The organism is Bacillus sp. EAC (assembly GCF_002156875.1).
Classification (GTDB): Bacteria; Bacillota; Bacilli; order Bacillales; family Bacillaceae_G; genus Gottfriedia.
The window spans coordinates 600,643-618,046 of record NZ_NCSY01000004.1 but is presented as its reverse complement, the minus strand read 5'-3'; the positions used below and the strand labels follow the sequence as shown (position 1 = coordinate 618,046).

Sequence of the window (17,404 nt, the reverse complement as noted above, 5' to 3'; positions counted from 1 at the left end):
TTTACATGAAACGATGGAGATCCATTAAAAACCAAATGGAATCAGAGGATTTAAATTCACAACAATCTACCAACGGAATTGGCCAATTATCTACTGAACTTAATGTAAATCTGGAGCTTATAAAGAATGAAATCGGGCATAATTCTGATGTTAAGTTTCGAGAGTTTGATTTGGGTAAAACCACTGTTGGTCTAGCAATCATTTTTATTGATGGGCTTTCAGATACTGAATTAATTCAAAATCATATTATGAGTGAGTTAATGTCTGGTTTATCTTCAATTGCAGACCAAGAAGAAAAGGAGAAAGAATACTCTTTAAAACCGAAAATGATTAAAGAATATATAAAGAAACAATCATTAACAGTTTGTACGATTAAAGAGAGTAGTTCTTCTAAAGAGATCATAACAAGTATTTTATATGGCTCAATTGCCTTAATAATAGACGGCTCATCAGAATGTTTTTTAATTGGTGATGGCTTAACAAAATCGAGAGATATTACTGAGCCCGATTCAGAGGCAGTTGTTCGTGGCCCAAGAATTGGATTTGTAGAAAGCTTAACTGATAATACTGCAATTTTACGAAGAAGTGGAAAAAATCCAAATTTATCAATTGTCGGGTTTCAGATTGGAGAAGCATCAAAAAAAGATCTTGTCATTGCTTACATGTCAGATTTAGCTGATCCTCAATTAGTAAAAGAAGTTAAACAAAGAATTAAACGGATAAAAATTGATGCTGTACCGGATTCCGGCTATATTGAACAATTAATAGAAGACAATTATTTAAGTCCCTTTCCACAAGTTCAAAGTACAGAACGTCCTGATCGAGTGATGAGTGCATTGATGGAAGGTAGAGTTGCTATTATTTTAGATGGCTCTCCATTTGCATTAATTGCACCTGTTACCTTTCAAATGCTATTACAATCTCCTGAGGATTATTACGAGAGATGGATTGCTTCAACTTTAATTCGAGTATTACGCTATGCAGCTTGTTTTATCGCGTTATTTGGACCATCTATTTATATTGCTTTTATCTCGTTTCATCAAGGATTAATTCCAACAAAGCTTGTTTTCCATATTGCCGCAACTAGAGGTGGCGTACCATTTCCTCCATTAATCGAAGCACTCATTATGGAAGTTTCCATTGAAGTTTTACGAGAAGCAGGGCTTCGTTTACCTAAACCAATCGGGCAATCTCTTGGAATTGTTGGTGGCTTAATAATTGGGCAAGCTGCTGTTGAAGCAGGCATAGTTAGTACAATCATGGTAATCGTTGTTGCCGTTACAGCTATATCCTCATTTACTCTACCACAATATAATGTTGGAATTGCGCTTAGAATGCTTCGCTTCGTTTCCATGCTTTTTGCAAGTGTGTTCGGTCTTTATGGGGTTGTTTTATTCTTCCTTTTACTTTGCAGTCATTTAGTACAGCTTAAAAGCTTTGGCGTACCATATGTTAGCCCTGCCGCACCTTTAAGATTAGGTGATTGGAAGGATTTTGTCATTAGAGCGCCTCTGTTCATGATGAAAACTCGTCCAAAAAGTTTACAATCTAAAAAACCAAATCGAATGAAGTAACTTAATGAAAGGAGGATTATTAATCTAATGAGTTCCAGCCCAATAGATCGCATTTCAACTTCTCAAACAATAATGTTCTTTGTAAATTTCATTCTAGGTGCTGGAATATTAATTTTGCCAAGAGCAATTACTGAAAAAGTTAAAACACCTGATGGTTGGATATCAATCATATTAAGTGGGTTAATAATTATGCTTTTAGTCTTTATGCTCGTTTGGCTTTGTAAACAATATCCAAATGAAACATTTTATCAATTTAATCAAAAAATTATTGGTAAATGGTTAGGTATCTTACTAAGTATCATAATCATAATTTATTATATTGTTTTATCGGCTCTTGAAGTTCGAGCAATGGCTGAAACAACTAGATTGTTTTTACTGCAAGGAACACCTACTTGGGCTATTACAATTCCATATTTGTGGATTGGTCTATATCTAGTCTTAGGTGGTATAAATCCCATGGCAAGAATGCTCGAAATTATCTTTCCTATTACCTTTCTCTTTTTTCTTTTAGTCATTTTTCTAGGATTTGGTATATTTGAAATAGATAATTTACGCCCAGTATTAGGTATGGGCATTAAGCCAGTTCTAAAAGGTATAAAAACTACCTCACTTTCATTTTCGGGTTTTGAAATTATACTGTTTATATTTACGTTTATGCAAGAAAAAAACAAAGTTACTAAAAGTATTATTTTCGGTATAGGGATACCCTTTATCTTCTATACAATAACTGTTATAGCAGTTATTGGGGCTTTCTCCGTCGATGGTGTATTATTACAGACTTGGCCCGTTCTAACATATGTTCGAAGCTATGATATAACAGGTCTATTCACAGAAAGGTTCGATTCATTACTACTTGTTATTTGGATTATGCAAATATTCGCTACATTTATAATTGCCTTTTATATTTCTACTCTTGGTTTGGCTCAAATTTTTAAAAAAAGAAGGATCCATCCATTTATTTTTGGAACGTTACCAGTTATTTATATCATTGCCATGATACCTAAAGATATAAATGAAACAATGAAACTGGCAGATATGATAGGAAATAGTGCATTTTATTTATTTTTTTTATTACCACTTTTATTAATATTAATCACTTTTGTGAGGAAAAAATTCGATGGGAAAATGTAAATCTAAGCGACTTTACCTCATTGTCATCCTAAATATTATTGCACTACTTCTTCTTTCAGGATGTTGGAGTAATAAGCCTATTGAAGATCTTAATATAATTGTAGGTTCAGCACTTGACATAGAACCAAATAGAGAAATAAAGTCTACTCTCCAATATGTTATTCCTGAAGCAATGGAATCTAAAAATGGCGTCTCGAATTCTCAAAAACCATATATTAACGTTGCTGGTAAAGGGATTTCATTGGAACCATCAGGCTGGGAAACAACACTAAGTAGGGAAGGATTTATTTTTGGTTCTCATCAAAAAGTTGTCTTAATTAGTGACGAACTTGCTAGAGAGAGAAAATTACGTGAAATTACAGACTTGTATTATCGAGATATTGATATTAGAGGTAGTACACTTATTTTTATTGCAAAAGGTAATGCAGGACAGGCTTTAGAAACAAAAGAAATTAATGTCATCCCTTCTTTGCGTATAGCTGAAATTGCAAATGAATCTTTAACTTCTGAAATAGTAAATAAATCTTCTTTAATAAAGATTGGAGGATTAATGAATTCTAGTTCAAGCTTCCTCCTTCAACTTCTAGAGTCAACAAAAGAAGGTGTAAGATTTACTGGTGCTGCATTATTCAAAGGAAAAACCAACAAGATGATCGGTACAATTAATACCCAGGAAGTAGAAGGTATAAATTGGATTACTGGTCAAGGAAAGGGTGGTACAGTTAAAGCATTTAAGAATAAATCAGATGGACCAACGTATTATCAAATTGAAGCTATGAAAAGCAAAATTATACCTCATATAAAAGGTGACAAACTATCTTTTGATGTAAAGATAGAATCCGAAGGTAGAGTTGCTGAATATTGGAATCCTCATTTAAGGCCATTATTTAATGAAAAAAATATAAAAAAGATAGAGAAAAATACAGAAAATGTAATACAAAGTCTAGTCGAAGATGTTACGAAAAGAATGCAAAAAGAATTTAAAATTGATGTTGCAGGTTTCGGTAACCAATTAAGAATAAAATACCCTAGAAAATGGAATAAACTAAAAAATAATTGGGATGAAAAATTTACGAAAGCTTCTATTAAATATGATGTTGATATTACAATTAAGGATTATGGAATGATTGGAAAGAAAAAAAATAAATAGAAAAAAAAGCTTAAACCTTTTATTCATTGGATTTAAGCTTTTTTGTATAGAGTAGCTTTACTTTTTAACTTTAGTTGCAGCTATATAAAGACTTTCTAATCGATTTGATACATGCGAAAATCCAAAATTTTTTTCTACAAAAGCTCGCCCAGCTTTTGCAATTTTATCAGCGTCCTGTTTATTTGAAAATAGATAAGTAATAGCCTCTACAAATGCATCTGAGTTAGTATAATCTTCAATTAAATAACCATTTTCTAGATGTTTTATAATTTCCGCATTTCCACCACGTTTCGTAGTAATAATAGGTAATCCTGTGCCCATCGCTTCATAATGGACTCTTGCTAATGGTTCCTGCCATTGCGAACTACATACAAATAAGTCTCCGATTAAAAAATGGGAAGGGATTTCGCTCGGAGCGATAAATCCAGTGAAGACTACCTTGTCTTTACCAAGTTTTCCAGATAACTCATAAAGTTTTATTCCATACTCATCTACACGGTCTTCGCTAAACCACTTGCTACCCACAATGACTAAAACAGAATCATTATACTTCTCAATAATTTGGTGCATCGCTTTAATAAGGATATCTGGACCCTTCACAGCACTTAGTCTTCCTACAAATAAAACGACCCGCTTCTCGTCAACCCCATATTTTTGACGAAGTTCTTTTCTTATTAACTGCACATCATTATCCCAAATTGGCTTATACAGGTCTAAATCAATTCCAGAATAAACTGTTTTTACTTTTCTTTTAGCTGTGGGAAATCTTGTAATCATAGTTTGTTCAATATATTCGCTAATCGTCATAATTTTATCGACCGCCTTAATGACCAAATTACCCATTTCTATGGAGATTTTTCCTTCGTTAAACATTTCATTATGAAGGCTTAAGACAAATCGACTTTCAGGCATACTATTCTTATATACTAATAAATCCCTTGGTCGATTAAACACATGAATCAAATCATAACATTCCATCTTCGCACGTTTTTTTGCTAATTCAATGCCAATATTAAACACATAATTCTCTTTTGGGACCCGTATATACTCAACCCCATTAATTGTTTCTAGTTCGGGTAGTTTATGATGGGTAATGCCAAATATCGTTAACTCATGATTATTACTTAAATGTGATGCTACTCCGTCAATTAACACTTGAATAGCCCCTCCACCTATAGGGGGAACAGGAAACTTTTCTGTGCAAATTAATGCGATTTTTATTGGAGTCATCTCCTTCCTATTGTACTAGTCAAAGTCTCTTAATTATTAGTCCGTTGACCTCCTTTTAATCTATGAATTTGTTCATAATTAGCAACGGCGAATCTACCAAATAGACAATAGAAGGACTAGTAAAATAAGGAAATAGCTGACGTTAATATGATAATAAAAAATAATATATGAATGAATACTAAGTAGAGGTCGAGTCGATCGAGAATTTAAACTAAATAAAAATTGAGTACCCTTCTTGGGTACTCATTTCAGTGTAAATACAGAGTTCAAAAAAATGAGATTCAGACTGATTGAAAACATGATATAATCAATCATTCGTTAAAACTCGAATCTTACTGGTCTTAAAAATAATTCTTCTAACGTTTCCTTTGCATTTTTATTCTCAAATAATATTTCGTATATTGCATGACAGATTGGAAGTTCAACGTCATATTGTAATGATAATTCATTAAGTGCTTTAACGGTTGAAACACCTTCAGCCAATTTTTCAAATCTTTTGCCTTCAACGAAAGCTTGACCAAATTTTCGATTGTGACTATGTTCAGAGAATAATGTTGCTTCATAATCACCGAGATGACTTAAGCCATAAATCGAAAGGTCATTCCCTCCCATTGCCCTAATAAGACGAGAAAGTTCTCTTGTTCCTCTGGCCATTAAGGAACCTTTTAAACTACTATAATTTAATCCATCTAGCATTCCCGCAGCAATTCCCATTACGTTTTTGGTAGCAGCACCAATTTCATTACCGATTAGATCTTGCCCATAATAAAACCTTATTAGATCACTATTAAACTCTTTTACAATTTTTTTTGTCACTTCTATATTATCCGAACCTATCACCATACAGTTTGGTATGTGACGAACAAAATCTTGTACATGACCGGGGCCAACCCATACTGCTACATTAATATGCTTACCAAGCTCTTCACTAAATACTTGGGATAATCGTTTACCACTGGCAGCTTCTAATCCCTTCATACATAAGACAAACGTTTTACCTTGTAGTTCATTTAATGCATTTAATTGGTTTGCAAATGAACGTAATTCTTGCGCACTGATTGAAATGATTACTATATCTGCAAATGCAATCGCATTTTCTAATGAATTGGTTAATTCTATTTCATCAGGAAGGATGAGATAGTCATTTTTTCTATTTTCTTTTAACCCTGTATAATTTTTAGATGATTCTCTTCCCCATAACGTCACATTATGCCCTACTTTATTGACATACCATGCAATAAAAGTTCCCCATCTTCCGCAACCTAAAACTGAAATATTCATATTTTATCTTCCTCTTTATATTATTAGTCTTTATTAAAATACTTTGATGATATTTTCGTATCAACACATTTTGCTGCCATTTATTTAACTATCTCTTCAATTAATTCTATTTATAATCACCTACTTCCTGCAATCTATTTATGCTGTTTATTTTAATTCAAATCATCTATTTCTAATTCCACACTACTTTTCCCACATAACATTCTAATAAAAATTTGAAAAACCGAACATTTTATTATAAATATATAAAAAATGTTCAGTTTTTAATTGTAATAGCAAAATAAGTTTGCTATATTAATAAGGTAATAATCTTATATATCATTACTCGTATATGCTCGGTAATATGGTCCTGAGCGTTTCTACCTGGTTCCCAATGAAAGAACTGGACTACGAGTTAAAGTATATGCTTTTCGGTTTTTTACCGAAGACATTTTATGATTAAGCATTTAATACTTTGCTTTATTCTCTATACTTTAACTTTTGTAGGTCTAGAAGGTAGAAGTCATTCTACATTTTCTAGACTTTTTTCATTGGAACACATCTTCGAGTATAAAATCATCAAGGGGGAATTTACAATGAAGGAGAAATTAGTAATGAAAAATAAAATGGTGAAAGATTTCATTTTATTAGGAGTTATTACTGTCTTGTTATTATCGTTAGTTGTAGGATTTAGTTCAAACTCAAACAAGGCAATTGCAAAAGTAAAATCTAAAAGACCTATTATTATTCAAGGTCCGATGCCAATCGAAGCAGAAGCATTTGCGAAAAAATTAAAACATGTGAAAGAAATAAAATCAGGAAGTTTTATATTTTACAAAGGTACGTTAAATAATTATCCTGTAATTGTTGAAAAGACAGGAAAGGGAATGGAAAATACAGCAGCAGCTACTGCCATTGCTATTGAGAAATATAATCCAATCGCAATTATCAACCAAGGTACATCTGGTGGTCATGACCCTAATTTAAATGTTTTTGATATTGTACTAGGTCAAAGAACGACTAATATTGGATCATTAAAAACAGCAAATAAAGGTGAAGATCAAGGAATCGATCCGACTATTTGGAAACCTATGGACTTAATGGCTTCTGAAGGAAGCGCGGGTGAAGACCCTAACGCTGAAAAACCTCGTTTCTACGAAGGCGATAAAAATTTACTTAAAGCTGCTAATGCAGTTAAAAATAAATATACAAAAGGTAAAGTTGTTGAGGGTACAATCGGTTCTGCAGATGTTTGGAATAATGAAGTTGATCGAATTAAGTGGTTCCACACAAAATATGGTACTTCTGTAGAAGAAATGGAAGGTGCTTCAGCAGCCCAAATTTCTAAAGCTTATAATGTAGCATTTTTAGGAATCCGTGTACTATCTAACAATAAAGTAAATGGTGGGGCATACAATCCAACTACTGCAACAGCATGTCAGGAATATGTATTTGAAGTAGTTAAAAAATATATTTCAATGAACTCTAAATAATTTAAGATGATAAATAAATTTAAGCCTAATCTCTCGAACTTTCACTACCGAGAAATTAGGCTTTTTTTAAGTAGTTTTCGTAAACTTTGTTGCTATTTAATAAAGGAAATTCGTCGATTTCCACTCCATGATGCTCGCTTTCCGTGTCGCGGGCGCTGAGCCTCCTTTAGCGCATACACGCCTGTGGGGTCTCACCTATGCCACTACTCCCACAGAAGTCTCGCACCTTGCGCTCCAATCACTTTCTTGTTTTTATGAGATCTATGAAATTAAGATTCTATTTATGAAGAAAAATTGTCATAGTGTGGCAGAATAGCGTGTACACCTTTAACTCGGTTTACAATTTGAGTAATCTTGAGATCCACACTAACACTTGCCAATGCAACTGCTTCTGTTTTATCAATATGATAGATTTCCTGAATTAACTCTATCATTTCAGTTAACGCTGTTGCTGTTGCTTTATTTAAATCTTCATCGAAACCAAATGTGATCCACCCTGATGGCGTGTTTGCTCGTGGCATTTTTAGTTTAATATCTTCTCTCACTGTTAGTGTAAGGTTCACATGATCAAAAGGAGATTCAATTGCTTGGCCAGATACTTCTCCATCTCCTTGTGCCGCGTGACCGTCACCTGCAGAGAACAATGCACCTTCTACAGCAATTGGAAGATAAAGAGTACTACCCTCAACTAGTTCCTTACAATCTATGTTTCCTCCACAATATCGAGGTGGGATTGTAGAATGAACTCCAGCTTCACTCGGTGCTGTACTCATAACACCTAAAAATGGTCGAAGTGGAATCGAAAATACCTGATCTTTAATGCGTGATCTAGCAGTTTTACTCTCTTCGTCAATTTCCCAATTAATTGTCACTTCAGGCTGTTCCGAGATTCCTAGTATATTATTTTGCCAGTTACTTTTACCACCAGCACAATTCCAACCATACCATCCCGTTTTTAATTCATTTATTTTTACTTCAAGCGTCATTCCTGGTTTAGCATTTTCAATATAAAATGGTCCCACGATTGGATGTCCCCATTCTTTCTCAAGTTCCTTCTCTCTTGATTCAAATCTAGTTCTTTCTCCATCTTCATGAGTAACCCCCCAGCCGATATCAATCGTATCAAACTCGATTGAATCTCCCGAACGAATTGTCAGGATTGGGTGATGCTCCTTGCTAAAAGATGCATGCAAGTGTTGATTGGAAGTTTTAACTTTATATGTTTCTGACATTATTATCTCCTTTTCTGCTCTACAGTTATGTATTTGGTATGAATTCCTTCTACTAACTATTTCTGCATGAAGGATTATTTTCCTTGTTTCATAAATAAACCTACATAAAATTTAAAACTAAGAACTAGTCAATTGGAATTATTTGTAAAAAGCAAGTAAAAAGTTAGGTCTAAAAAATTAAAACGAAATTACAAATATATAGACAACTAGAAAATGTGTACAACGACTTATCCAAATTAACTTATCTGAATTTCCGTATAAAATCTAGTACATAAATTTAGTTGTTGATAAAGTCACTTAATAAGTTTAAATCGGAAGGGGTAAATGTATGAAAAGAAAGAAAAAAAGTTCTTGGTTATCCATTTTTTTCACAACTGCTTTATTGCTCTCCACTTTTTTTGGTAATATGTCTGGACCTCTAGTTGCTAAAGCTGACAGTAATCCAAACTATAAGGTTATTGGGTATTTTCCTTCTTGGGGAATTTATGGTCGGAATTTTCAGGTTGAAAACATTGATGGATCAAAACTGACACATATTAATTATGCATTTGCAGACATTTGTTGGAATGGAATACATGGGAATCCGTCCCCTGATAGCCCAAACAAAGCTACATGGAACTGTAAAGATTCGACTGTTCCTCTACAAAATAAAGACGTACCAAATGGAACGATTGTGCTTGGAGAACCTTGGGCAGATGTAAGTAAATCTTATCCGGGCAAAATTTGGTCTGATTGTGAACAAGCAAAATGCGGAAATATTGGAAAACTGAATGACTTAAAAGTTCAATATCCACATTTAAAAACAATCATTTCAATCGGTGGTTGGACTTGGAGTAATCGTTTCTCTGACGTGGCAGCTGATCCTGCAACTCGTCTTGTTTTTGCAAAATCCGCAGTTGAATTCATCCGTACATACGGATTTGATGGAGTAGATCTTGATTGGGAATATCCAGTTAGTGGAGGACTTTCAGGTAATTCATATCATCCTTCCGATAAGCAAAATTACACTCTTTTACTTCAGGCAATCCGAACTGAATTAAATAAAGCTGAACTTGAAGATGGGAAAGATTATTTATTAACAATCGCATCTGGTGTCAGCGCAAATTATGTAACCAACACTGAACTAGATAAGATTTCACAAACTGTTGATTGGATCAATTTAATGTCCTATGACTTCCATGGTGGATGGGATACGAAAACAAATCACAATGCTGCATTATATCCTGTTCCAAATGATCCTGATAAAAACTTAGGATTTACAATTGATGAAGCTGTCACTCGTTATGCTCAAGCTGGCGTTCCAATGAATAAGCTAGTCATGGGGCTTCCTTTCTATGGGCGTGCTTGGAAAGGTGTTGCAAATGCTAATAATGGTGAATATCAATCAATAACGCCTGGATTTGATGGAACCACTGTACCAATGGGAACTTGGGATGATTATTCTTCGGGGGCTACTGGAGTATTTGATTATGGTGACATCGCAGCAAATTATGTAAATAAAAATGGATTTACTCGATATTGGAATAACACAGCAAAAGTACCGTTCCTATACAATGCCTCCACTGGAGTGTTTATGACTTACGATGACACTGAGTCTTTCGGTTATAAAACTGATTATATAAAATCAAAAGGCCTAGCAGGTGGAATGTTCTGGGAACTAAGTTCTGACTGCCGAACTAGTTCAAAATATACATGTACAGGGCCAAAACTTATCGATAAATTGGCTTCTGATTTATTGGGCGGTGGAGTAAGTATTCCACCAGATACTCAGGCACCAACTGTTGTTTCAAACTTGAACTCTCCAAGTAAAACGTCTAGTAGTATTCAGCTAAGCTGGACTGCTTCTACTGATAATGTAGGTGTCACTAGTTATGAGATTTCTTATGGTTCTACTAAACTAACATCAACCACAACTAGTTTGAATGTGACTGGATTGCAAGCGGATACAAACTATACATTCTCAGTAACCGCTAAAGATGCGGCAGGTAATACGTCTCAGGCAGCTAGTATTACAGTCAAAACAAATGCTCAAAGTACAGACACACAGGCACCAACTGCTGTTACAAACTTGAGCTCACCAAGTAAAACAACTAATAGTGTTCAATTAAGTTGGACTTCTGCAACTGATAATGTAGGTGTCACCGGCTATGAAATATCCTATGGTTCTACGAAACTATCAACTACTGCAACTTCCATTAATGTAACGGGACTGCAAGCCAATACAAATTATACATTTGCAGTAACAGCAAAAGATGCCGCTGGCAACACATCACAACCAACTTCTATTACCGTTCAAACAAATACACAAGGCGGAACGACTTCACAAGTAAATGTAACATTTACAATCTCATCTGATTGGGGAACAGGCTTTAATTATGATTTGAAAATAAAAAACAATGGAACGGCTCCAATAAACAATTGGAGATTGGAATTTGATTACACTGGAAACATTACAACAATATGGGATGCAAAGATTGTAAGTAAAACTGGAAACCATTACGTGATTGAAAGTGCTGGTTGGAATTCTGTCATCGCTGCTGGGGGAACAGTATCGTTCGGCGGTGGTGGAAGCGGTGCTTCTTCTCCTCAGATTCAAAATGCTGTTGTAACGGGGAACTAAAAAATAAGGAAATAAGGGATGTTCATTAGTCAGTTTTATAGACTAATGAACATCCCTTTATTCTTCCAAGGCAGGAGATCTAATTCTAAAAAATTAGATTGAAGCTAAAAAATCCTTCATCTCCTTAATAAGTCGTTTAGGTGATTCAAGCATACTCATATGCCCAGAATCTACTATAATTGACTGCTTTATATTTTCTTTTTTTACAGAAAAGGTTTTCTCAGAAGGAATAATTTGATCTTCCTTACCTGCTAATAATAGGACTGGTAATGTTGTGCTTTCAAGTACATGATTTCGATCCGGTCTATTCCTCATGCTTAATAATGCATTTATTGTCCCATCAACTGAAGTTTTATATCCAATTTCCTTTGCTAATTCAATATCTTGACTATTTTTCTGAAGATGTAATGGTGAAAAAAGCTTTGGTACTAATCCATCTACTACACCTTGCACGCCATCTTTTTTTACTTTTTCAATTGTTGCTAGTCTACCATTCTTCGCCTCTTCAGTGTCCGGTAAAGCAGTAGAATGTATTAGTGCGAAGGCGTTTAAATAATGACTATATTTTTCTGCAAATGCCAGTGTAATATAGCCACCTAGGGAGTGTCCAAACATAGTTGATTGCTTAATGTTCAAGCTATCCAACAAATCCTTAATTAAATCTGAGAAACTTTCGATTGTTGGTTCTTCAGTTATGTTTGCTGAATCACAATGCCCTGGTAGATCAATTGCAACTACACGGAATTCTTCTGCCAAAACTGGTATTACTTTTTTCCAATAAAGATGACTACCCATAAAACCGTGAATCAAAAGTATTGTATTCCCACTACCAATATCTGTATAAGCTATTTTATTATCGATAATTGTTTCAACTCCTATCCATATTCTTATATTTAGATTTAAAACTAATTACTTTTACAATAGCTAAAGTGATGTACCTTCTCAATTTTATCTTTTTGCACTTTAATTTATTCATCATACTATATTGTTTTCTGCCAAAGAGTTCCCCACTCTTTTAATTAATAGACAAAAAAGCTCTTTTTTAAAGCAAACTATAAATAAAGAAGATGATGAACGAATGGTGTGAGACTCTTGTGGGAGTATCCTGACAGATTAGACCTCGGCAGGCAAGCCGAGGAGGCTCATCGCCCTCCCCACTTAAAAGCAAGCATCCTGAAGTGGAAATCGAAAATACTCCATTTATACTACAACAAAGTATATGAAAACAGAAAAAAAAAGACTTAAACCTTTTGGTTTGAGCCTTTTCCTGAAGATAAACACAATTTATTTCTGTATTAAAAAAATTACTGATTTGAAGTTAACTGAGATTTAAACTGTTGGACAATCTCCGGTGAAGCTGGTGCTGCCGGCTTATAATATCCTTTTTCTAATGCGTAATTATACAATGTTCTCTGGCGACCTTCATCTTGGTTTCGCAATTGAATTAAAGTTTGTCTTAGTTCAGAGTTGTTTGATTCATTTATAAATCCCGCGTAACTTGATAAACTAGCATTTATTCCTGCTAAGTAATCATTAACCATATCTTTATCCTGTAACATAGTGTTCCTCCTTAGCTTAGAAAAGTTAATAGTTGTTGCTGTGATTGCCTTGCTGCTTGCGCATCTCTTTGTAACATAGATTTTAATTCTGGATCAGAACATTGCTCTGCATAAGCTTCTAATTTATTCACAATCGTTCCATGTCCTCCGATAATATGACGAAGGTTTTCTAATTCAAGTTCAGTTAATGAATGATTCACTGCTTTTGTCTCCTTTCGTACAAATTACCTTTTTAATTTTCCTAAATACTGTAAAAATATTCGCTTAAATGGGATTAATATATAATTTTAAATAATAAATTTCTAATAAAGTATAGCTATAAATATAAAAGAAGGTATCCCATCCAATGAGATACCTTCATATTATTTATTCTCTACTGAAATCAGCATCTTGTAATCGAACTATTTTTGACTTTTTAATAACTTTATAGCCTAGGTATCCTAGGATGAATAATGGTAGTCCAATATACGAAACCGCGATGCCATACCAGTCAATCTTATCGCCGATAAAAGCCCCGTAATTCGTCCCAAGCATTGCGATTAAACATAAGACTGTTGCCAAAACTGGGCCTAATGGGAACCATTTTGCAACATATGGTAAATCTTTAAAGTCTCTTCCTTGTACACGATATGCTTTTCTGAAACGATAATGAGTAACAGAAATACTTAACCAAGAAAGATAACCAGCTAATCCTGCAGCATTTAGTAACCAAGAATAAACAGTTCCATCTCCAAATAAAGAAGTTAAGAAACATAGCATTCCGATAAGTGTCGTTGCAAATAACGCGTTTACTGGTACGCCACCTTTATTTACTTTTTTCAAGAATTTAGGAGCTTTGCCTTCTTCAGCCAGCACCCATAGAACTCGCGAACCAACATATAAACTTGAATTCCCTGCTGATAAAACAGACGTTAGAATAACTGCATTCATTGCCGCAGCTGCAAAAGCAAGTCCAGCGTGCTTGAATACAAGTGTAAATGGACTTATTGCAATATTTTCAAGATCTCCACCCAGTAGATTCGGATCATTATAACTAATTAAACAGCCAATTACGAATATCGCTAAAACGTAAAATAATAAAATTCTCCAAAAGATTTGCTTGATTGATTTAGGGATATTTTTTTCAGGATTTTCACTTTCTCCCGCTGCTACCCCAACCATTTCAGTCCCTTGGAAAGCAAATCCTACAACCATGAAGACACTAAAGATTGATAAAAATCCGCCTTTAAATGGTGCTTCACCTTTTGTGAAATTTTCAAGTCCTGCAGCTTGACCGTTCATAATGCCAAAAATCATTAATATTCCTACCACAATAAAAATGATGATAGTTGCAACTTTGATAATTGAAAACCAAAATTCAGATTCACCATATCCTTTAACGGATAAGACATTAAGTCCAAAAATTAGAGCAAGGAATATAGCACTCCATAAGATTCCAGGAACATTTGGGAACCAATATTTCATAATCAATGCGGACGCTGAAAGTTCAAGTGCTAAAATGATTGCATTGTTATACCAATAATTCCAGCCGACTGCGAAACCTAGAGCTGGATCTACAAATCTACCTGTATAAGTACTAAAAGAACCTGAAATTGGAATAAATGATGCCATCTCAGCTAAGCTTGTCATTAGGAAATAAACCATAATTCCAGCAATTAAATAAGCTGCAAGGGCTCCACCAGGGCCTGCATCGTGAATGGTTGTTCCACTTGCTAAGAAAAGACCAGTTCCTATTGTTCCACCCATTGCGATCATTGTTAAATGACGCGTTTTTAGCTTTCTTTCTAATTGCTCTTTTTTAGGTTGAGAAGGTCGAAAATTGTTTGATTGACGGTTCGTATTTTGCATATATACACCTCTTTATTCATGAAATATTATTCTATAATTATTATTAAGACGACTATGCTAAATAAAATGCTTGTACATAATATAAGACCGGATGTTTGATGGTGTAATAAAGAAAAACTAACCTCCTTTAAAATTCTACATTTTATGATTGTTTATTCTCCGACCCTTCATGATAGCGTTTTCACGTATTGTTGGGAGCAAATTAAACAAGTTACTACTTTTACCTATCGGCTCTCCTATTCAAGAGTGTTGAAATGCGCTAAAGTACGTGAGACTACTAGAGATTTTATCTAAATTCTCAATTGTATTTCATTTCAACATTAAGCTTTAACAGGGCCTTTCTATAAAAAAGACTATCATAATTTGACAAAAAAAAGAAGGAATATTTATATCATTTAGATTTTTCAGAGTTATTTAGTTCTACTTATTTAGATTGAAATAAGTTAAAAAACTCACTAATGTGCTTCCCTTTTTGAAATTACACATACTTTTGTTAAATAACTTAATTCCGAATTTTAATTTACCTAAACATTATTCATTTCTCAGCTTTATCTTTCGAGGTACAGGATTGTTAGGTACATAAAAATGTTGAAAAAATAACAAGCTAACTCTATTGCATAATTCTGTTTAGACAATGAGGGTATACTACTTATGATCAATCATGAAACAATGAATTTAACATTGCATATAGACAAAAATTTGACGATTCTTCGAGAGTATTTTCATCATTCATCAGACTTGGTTACTCGAACAATTAAATTAGGCCATTACTCAGGTAGTCTACTTTTTATCGATGGCATTGTGAATTTAGACTTTGTTCAAGAATGTATTATCACACCACTCTTAGCATTAAATGAATCCTCAGATCTAAAAAGGGATACTTTTATGGAAGATTTATCTTTTCGCCATATCCGTTCGAGCTTGGTTGAAATCGTGACATCATTTGAATCATGTATCCAAGGCATATTAAAAGGGAAAACACTCGTCTTATTCGATGGTTTTGGATGTGGTATCCTCGCAGAAACAACAGAATGGAAGCAACGTAATGTTGAACAATCCCTGGCACAAAGGACTGCTGTAGGTCCAATGCAAGGATTTGGTGAGCAACTTAAAGTAAACATCAATTTAATTAGAAACATGGTTCAAACTCCTCATCTATGTATAGAAATTTTAAAAGTTGGAACTTTTTCAAAAACAGACATCGCTATTACCTACGTAGATGGAAAAGTCGATCAGGAAGTGTTAGAAGAAACCAAAAAACGAATATCTACTCTTGAAATAGATTATGTACTCGAAGCTAGAATGGTAGAAGATGCAATTGAAGGCAGAAAGAAAACCTTTTTCCCTTTAACTTTTAACACAGAAAGACCCGACACTGTGGCTTCAAACCTATATGAAGGGAAAATCGCCATTTTAGTTAACGGTACACCAAATGCAATGGTTGTTCCCGCTATTTTTTTTCAGCACTTTCAATCTCCAGATGATTATTATTTAAAATCTGGACGTTACTCAAATCGTCTCATTACATTTCTTTCATTCTGTTTTACAATCTTTTTACCAGGGGTGTATTTAGCGATTGAAAGATTCCACACGGATTGGTTTCCTAAAAAATTTGAAAAAAAACTGTTTAATGAGGCAGAATCACTCCCACCTGCAATACTTGAAGTCTTAATCTTTCTTGTAATTTTACAAATGGTTATGATCGCATCTGTTAGAGTTTCAAAAGAAATTGTAGTTACTGTTGCACTTGTAGGAGCAATCGTTCTGAGTGAAACAGCAGTCAATGCAAAACTAATTCACCCTTTAAGTCTCGTTGTCGTAGGTCTAACAATTCTTGCAAATTTTCTTGTCACTGTAAATGGACTTGGTTCAGCATTACATCCATTAAGATTCATATTTTTATTAGTCGGAAACTTTTTTGGTTTTACTGGAATGGGAATTATTTTTGTCCTTTTAATCATTTATATGGCTAAATTACGGTCAGTAGGTGTTCCTTATTTAGCACCTATCATTCCTTTTCGACCACAAGAATTTAAAGATGTTTTTTATCGTGGAAATTTAAAGAAAATGACTAACAGTCCGCACGAATATCCACATGACGATAAGGAGTAAATCAAAGTAATCAATTTGAATATTGTAAAAAAAAAGATCTTCAATTGAAGATCTTTTTTTATTAGTAGACGAGATTCCTAAATGTGTAGTATACGGCTTTAAATTTATATATAGTTTTTACATTACTCGGATTTGTTTTTTCTTATTGAAATGGACTTAAAAACAAATAATTTAAAAGAGTGAAAATTGCGAAAA

Annotated in this window: 13 protein-coding genes and 1 riboswitch; of the genes, 6 read left to right on the top strand and 7 right to left on the bottom strand. The window is 33.9% G+C overall.

What is annotated here, in order from left to right; all coding sequences use genetic code 11:
• Positions 1-5 precede the first annotated feature (5 nt).
• From B7R65_RS10215 to B7R65_RS10205, 3 genes are read left to right on the top strand one after another with little or no spacing between them, the layout of a single operon-like run.
• Positions 6-1,574, top strand: a complete 1,569-nt coding sequence (locus tag B7R65_RS10215; RefSeq protein ID WP_088042652.1) for a spore germination protein — start codon at positions 6-8, stop codon at positions 1,572-1,574.
• Between the two features lie 27 nt (positions 1,575-1,601).
• A complete protein-coding gene (locus tag B7R65_RS10210) occupies positions 1,602-2,705 on the top strand; it encodes a GerAB/ArcD/ProY family transporter (RefSeq protein WP_088042651.1) in 1,104 nt (367 codons plus the stop codon).
• Positions 2,692-3,855, top strand: coding sequence for a Ger(x)C family spore germination protein (locus tag B7R65_RS10205; RefSeq protein ID WP_088042650.1), 1,164 nt, complete (start codon positions 2,692-2,694; stop codon positions 3,853-3,855). Before B7R65_RS10210 ends, B7R65_RS10205 begins: the two co-directional genes overlap by 14 nt.
• Before the next feature lie 57 nt (positions 3,856-3,912).
• Here B7R65_RS10205 and B7R65_RS10200 read toward each other — a convergent pair whose 3' ends face one another.
• Together B7R65_RS10200 and B7R65_RS10195 are read right to left on the bottom strand one after the other, a co-directional pair.
• A complete protein-coding gene (locus tag B7R65_RS10200; RefSeq protein ID WP_088042698.1) occupies positions 3,913-5,010 on the bottom strand; it encodes a glycosyltransferase family 4 protein in 1,098 nt (365 codons plus the stop codon).
• A 393-nt stretch (positions 5,011-5,403) separates the two neighbouring features.
• Positions 5,404-6,366, bottom strand: a complete 963-nt coding sequence (locus B7R65_RS10195; protein ID WP_088042649.1) for an NAD(P)H-dependent glycerol-3-phosphate dehydrogenase — start codon at positions 6,364-6,366, stop codon at positions 5,404-5,406.
• 305 nt (positions 6,367-6,671) lie between these two features.
• Positions 6,672-6,776, top strand: a riboswitch (purine riboswitch).
• 183 nt (positions 6,777-6,959) lie between these two features.
• On the opposite strand from B7R65_RS10195, the gene B7R65_RS10190 reads away from it, so the two are divergent.
• Positions 6,960-7,838, top strand: a complete 879-nt coding sequence (locus B7R65_RS10190; RefSeq protein ID WP_088042697.1) for a 5'-methylthioadenosine/S-adenosylhomocysteine nucleosidase — start codon at positions 6,960-6,962, stop codon at positions 7,836-7,838.
• A 281-nt stretch (positions 7,839-8,119) separates the two neighbouring features.
• Here the strand turns inward: B7R65_RS10190 and B7R65_RS10185 are convergent, their stop codons facing one another.
• A complete protein-coding gene (locus tag B7R65_RS10185) occupies positions 8,120-9,070 on the bottom strand; it encodes an acetamidase/formamidase family protein (RefSeq protein ID WP_088042648.1) in 951 nt (316 codons plus the stop codon).
• A gap of 328 nt (positions 9,071-9,398) precedes the next feature.
• Between B7R65_RS10185 and B7R65_RS10180 the strand changes: the two genes are divergently transcribed.
• Positions 9,399-11,690, top strand: a complete 2,292-nt coding sequence (locus tag B7R65_RS10180) for a glycosyl hydrolase family 18 protein (RefSeq protein ID WP_088042647.1) — start codon at positions 9,399-9,401, stop codon at positions 11,688-11,690.
• 93 nt (positions 11,691-11,783) lie between these two features.
• On the opposite strand, the gene B7R65_RS10175 is transcribed toward B7R65_RS10180, so the two are convergent.
• The 4 genes from B7R65_RS10175 to B7R65_RS10160 form a co-directional block, all read right to left on the bottom strand.
• The gene (locus B7R65_RS10175; protein WP_256941255.1) at positions 11,784-12,524 is read right to left on the bottom strand and encodes an alpha/beta fold hydrolase; all 741 of its coding nucleotides are present in this window, start codon (positions 12,522-12,524) and stop codon (positions 11,784-11,786) included.
• A gap of 470 nt (positions 12,525-12,994) precedes the next feature.
• Positions 12,995-13,249, bottom strand: a complete 255-nt coding sequence (locus tag B7R65_RS10170; RefSeq protein WP_088042645.1) for a spore coat protein — start codon at positions 13,247-13,249, stop codon at positions 12,995-12,997.
• 11 nt (positions 13,250-13,260) lie between these two features.
• Positions 13,261-13,449, bottom strand: coding sequence for a DUF305 domain-containing protein (locus tag B7R65_RS10165; RefSeq protein WP_088042644.1), 189 nt, complete (start codon positions 13,447-13,449; stop codon positions 13,261-13,263).
• A 166-nt stretch (positions 13,450-13,615) separates the two neighbouring features.
• A complete protein-coding gene (locus B7R65_RS10160) occupies positions 13,616-15,097 on the bottom strand; it encodes an amino acid permease (protein ID WP_088042643.1) in 1,482 nt (493 codons plus the stop codon).
• A 651-nt stretch (positions 15,098-15,748) separates the two neighbouring features.
• Here B7R65_RS10160 and B7R65_RS10155 point away from each other — a divergent pair.
• Complete coding sequence (locus tag B7R65_RS10155; protein WP_088042642.1) at positions 15,749-17,209, top strand: spore germination protein; 1,461 nt, start codon at positions 15,749-15,751, stop codon at positions 17,207-17,209.
• The last annotated feature ends 195 nt before the right edge of the window (positions 17,210-17,404 follow it).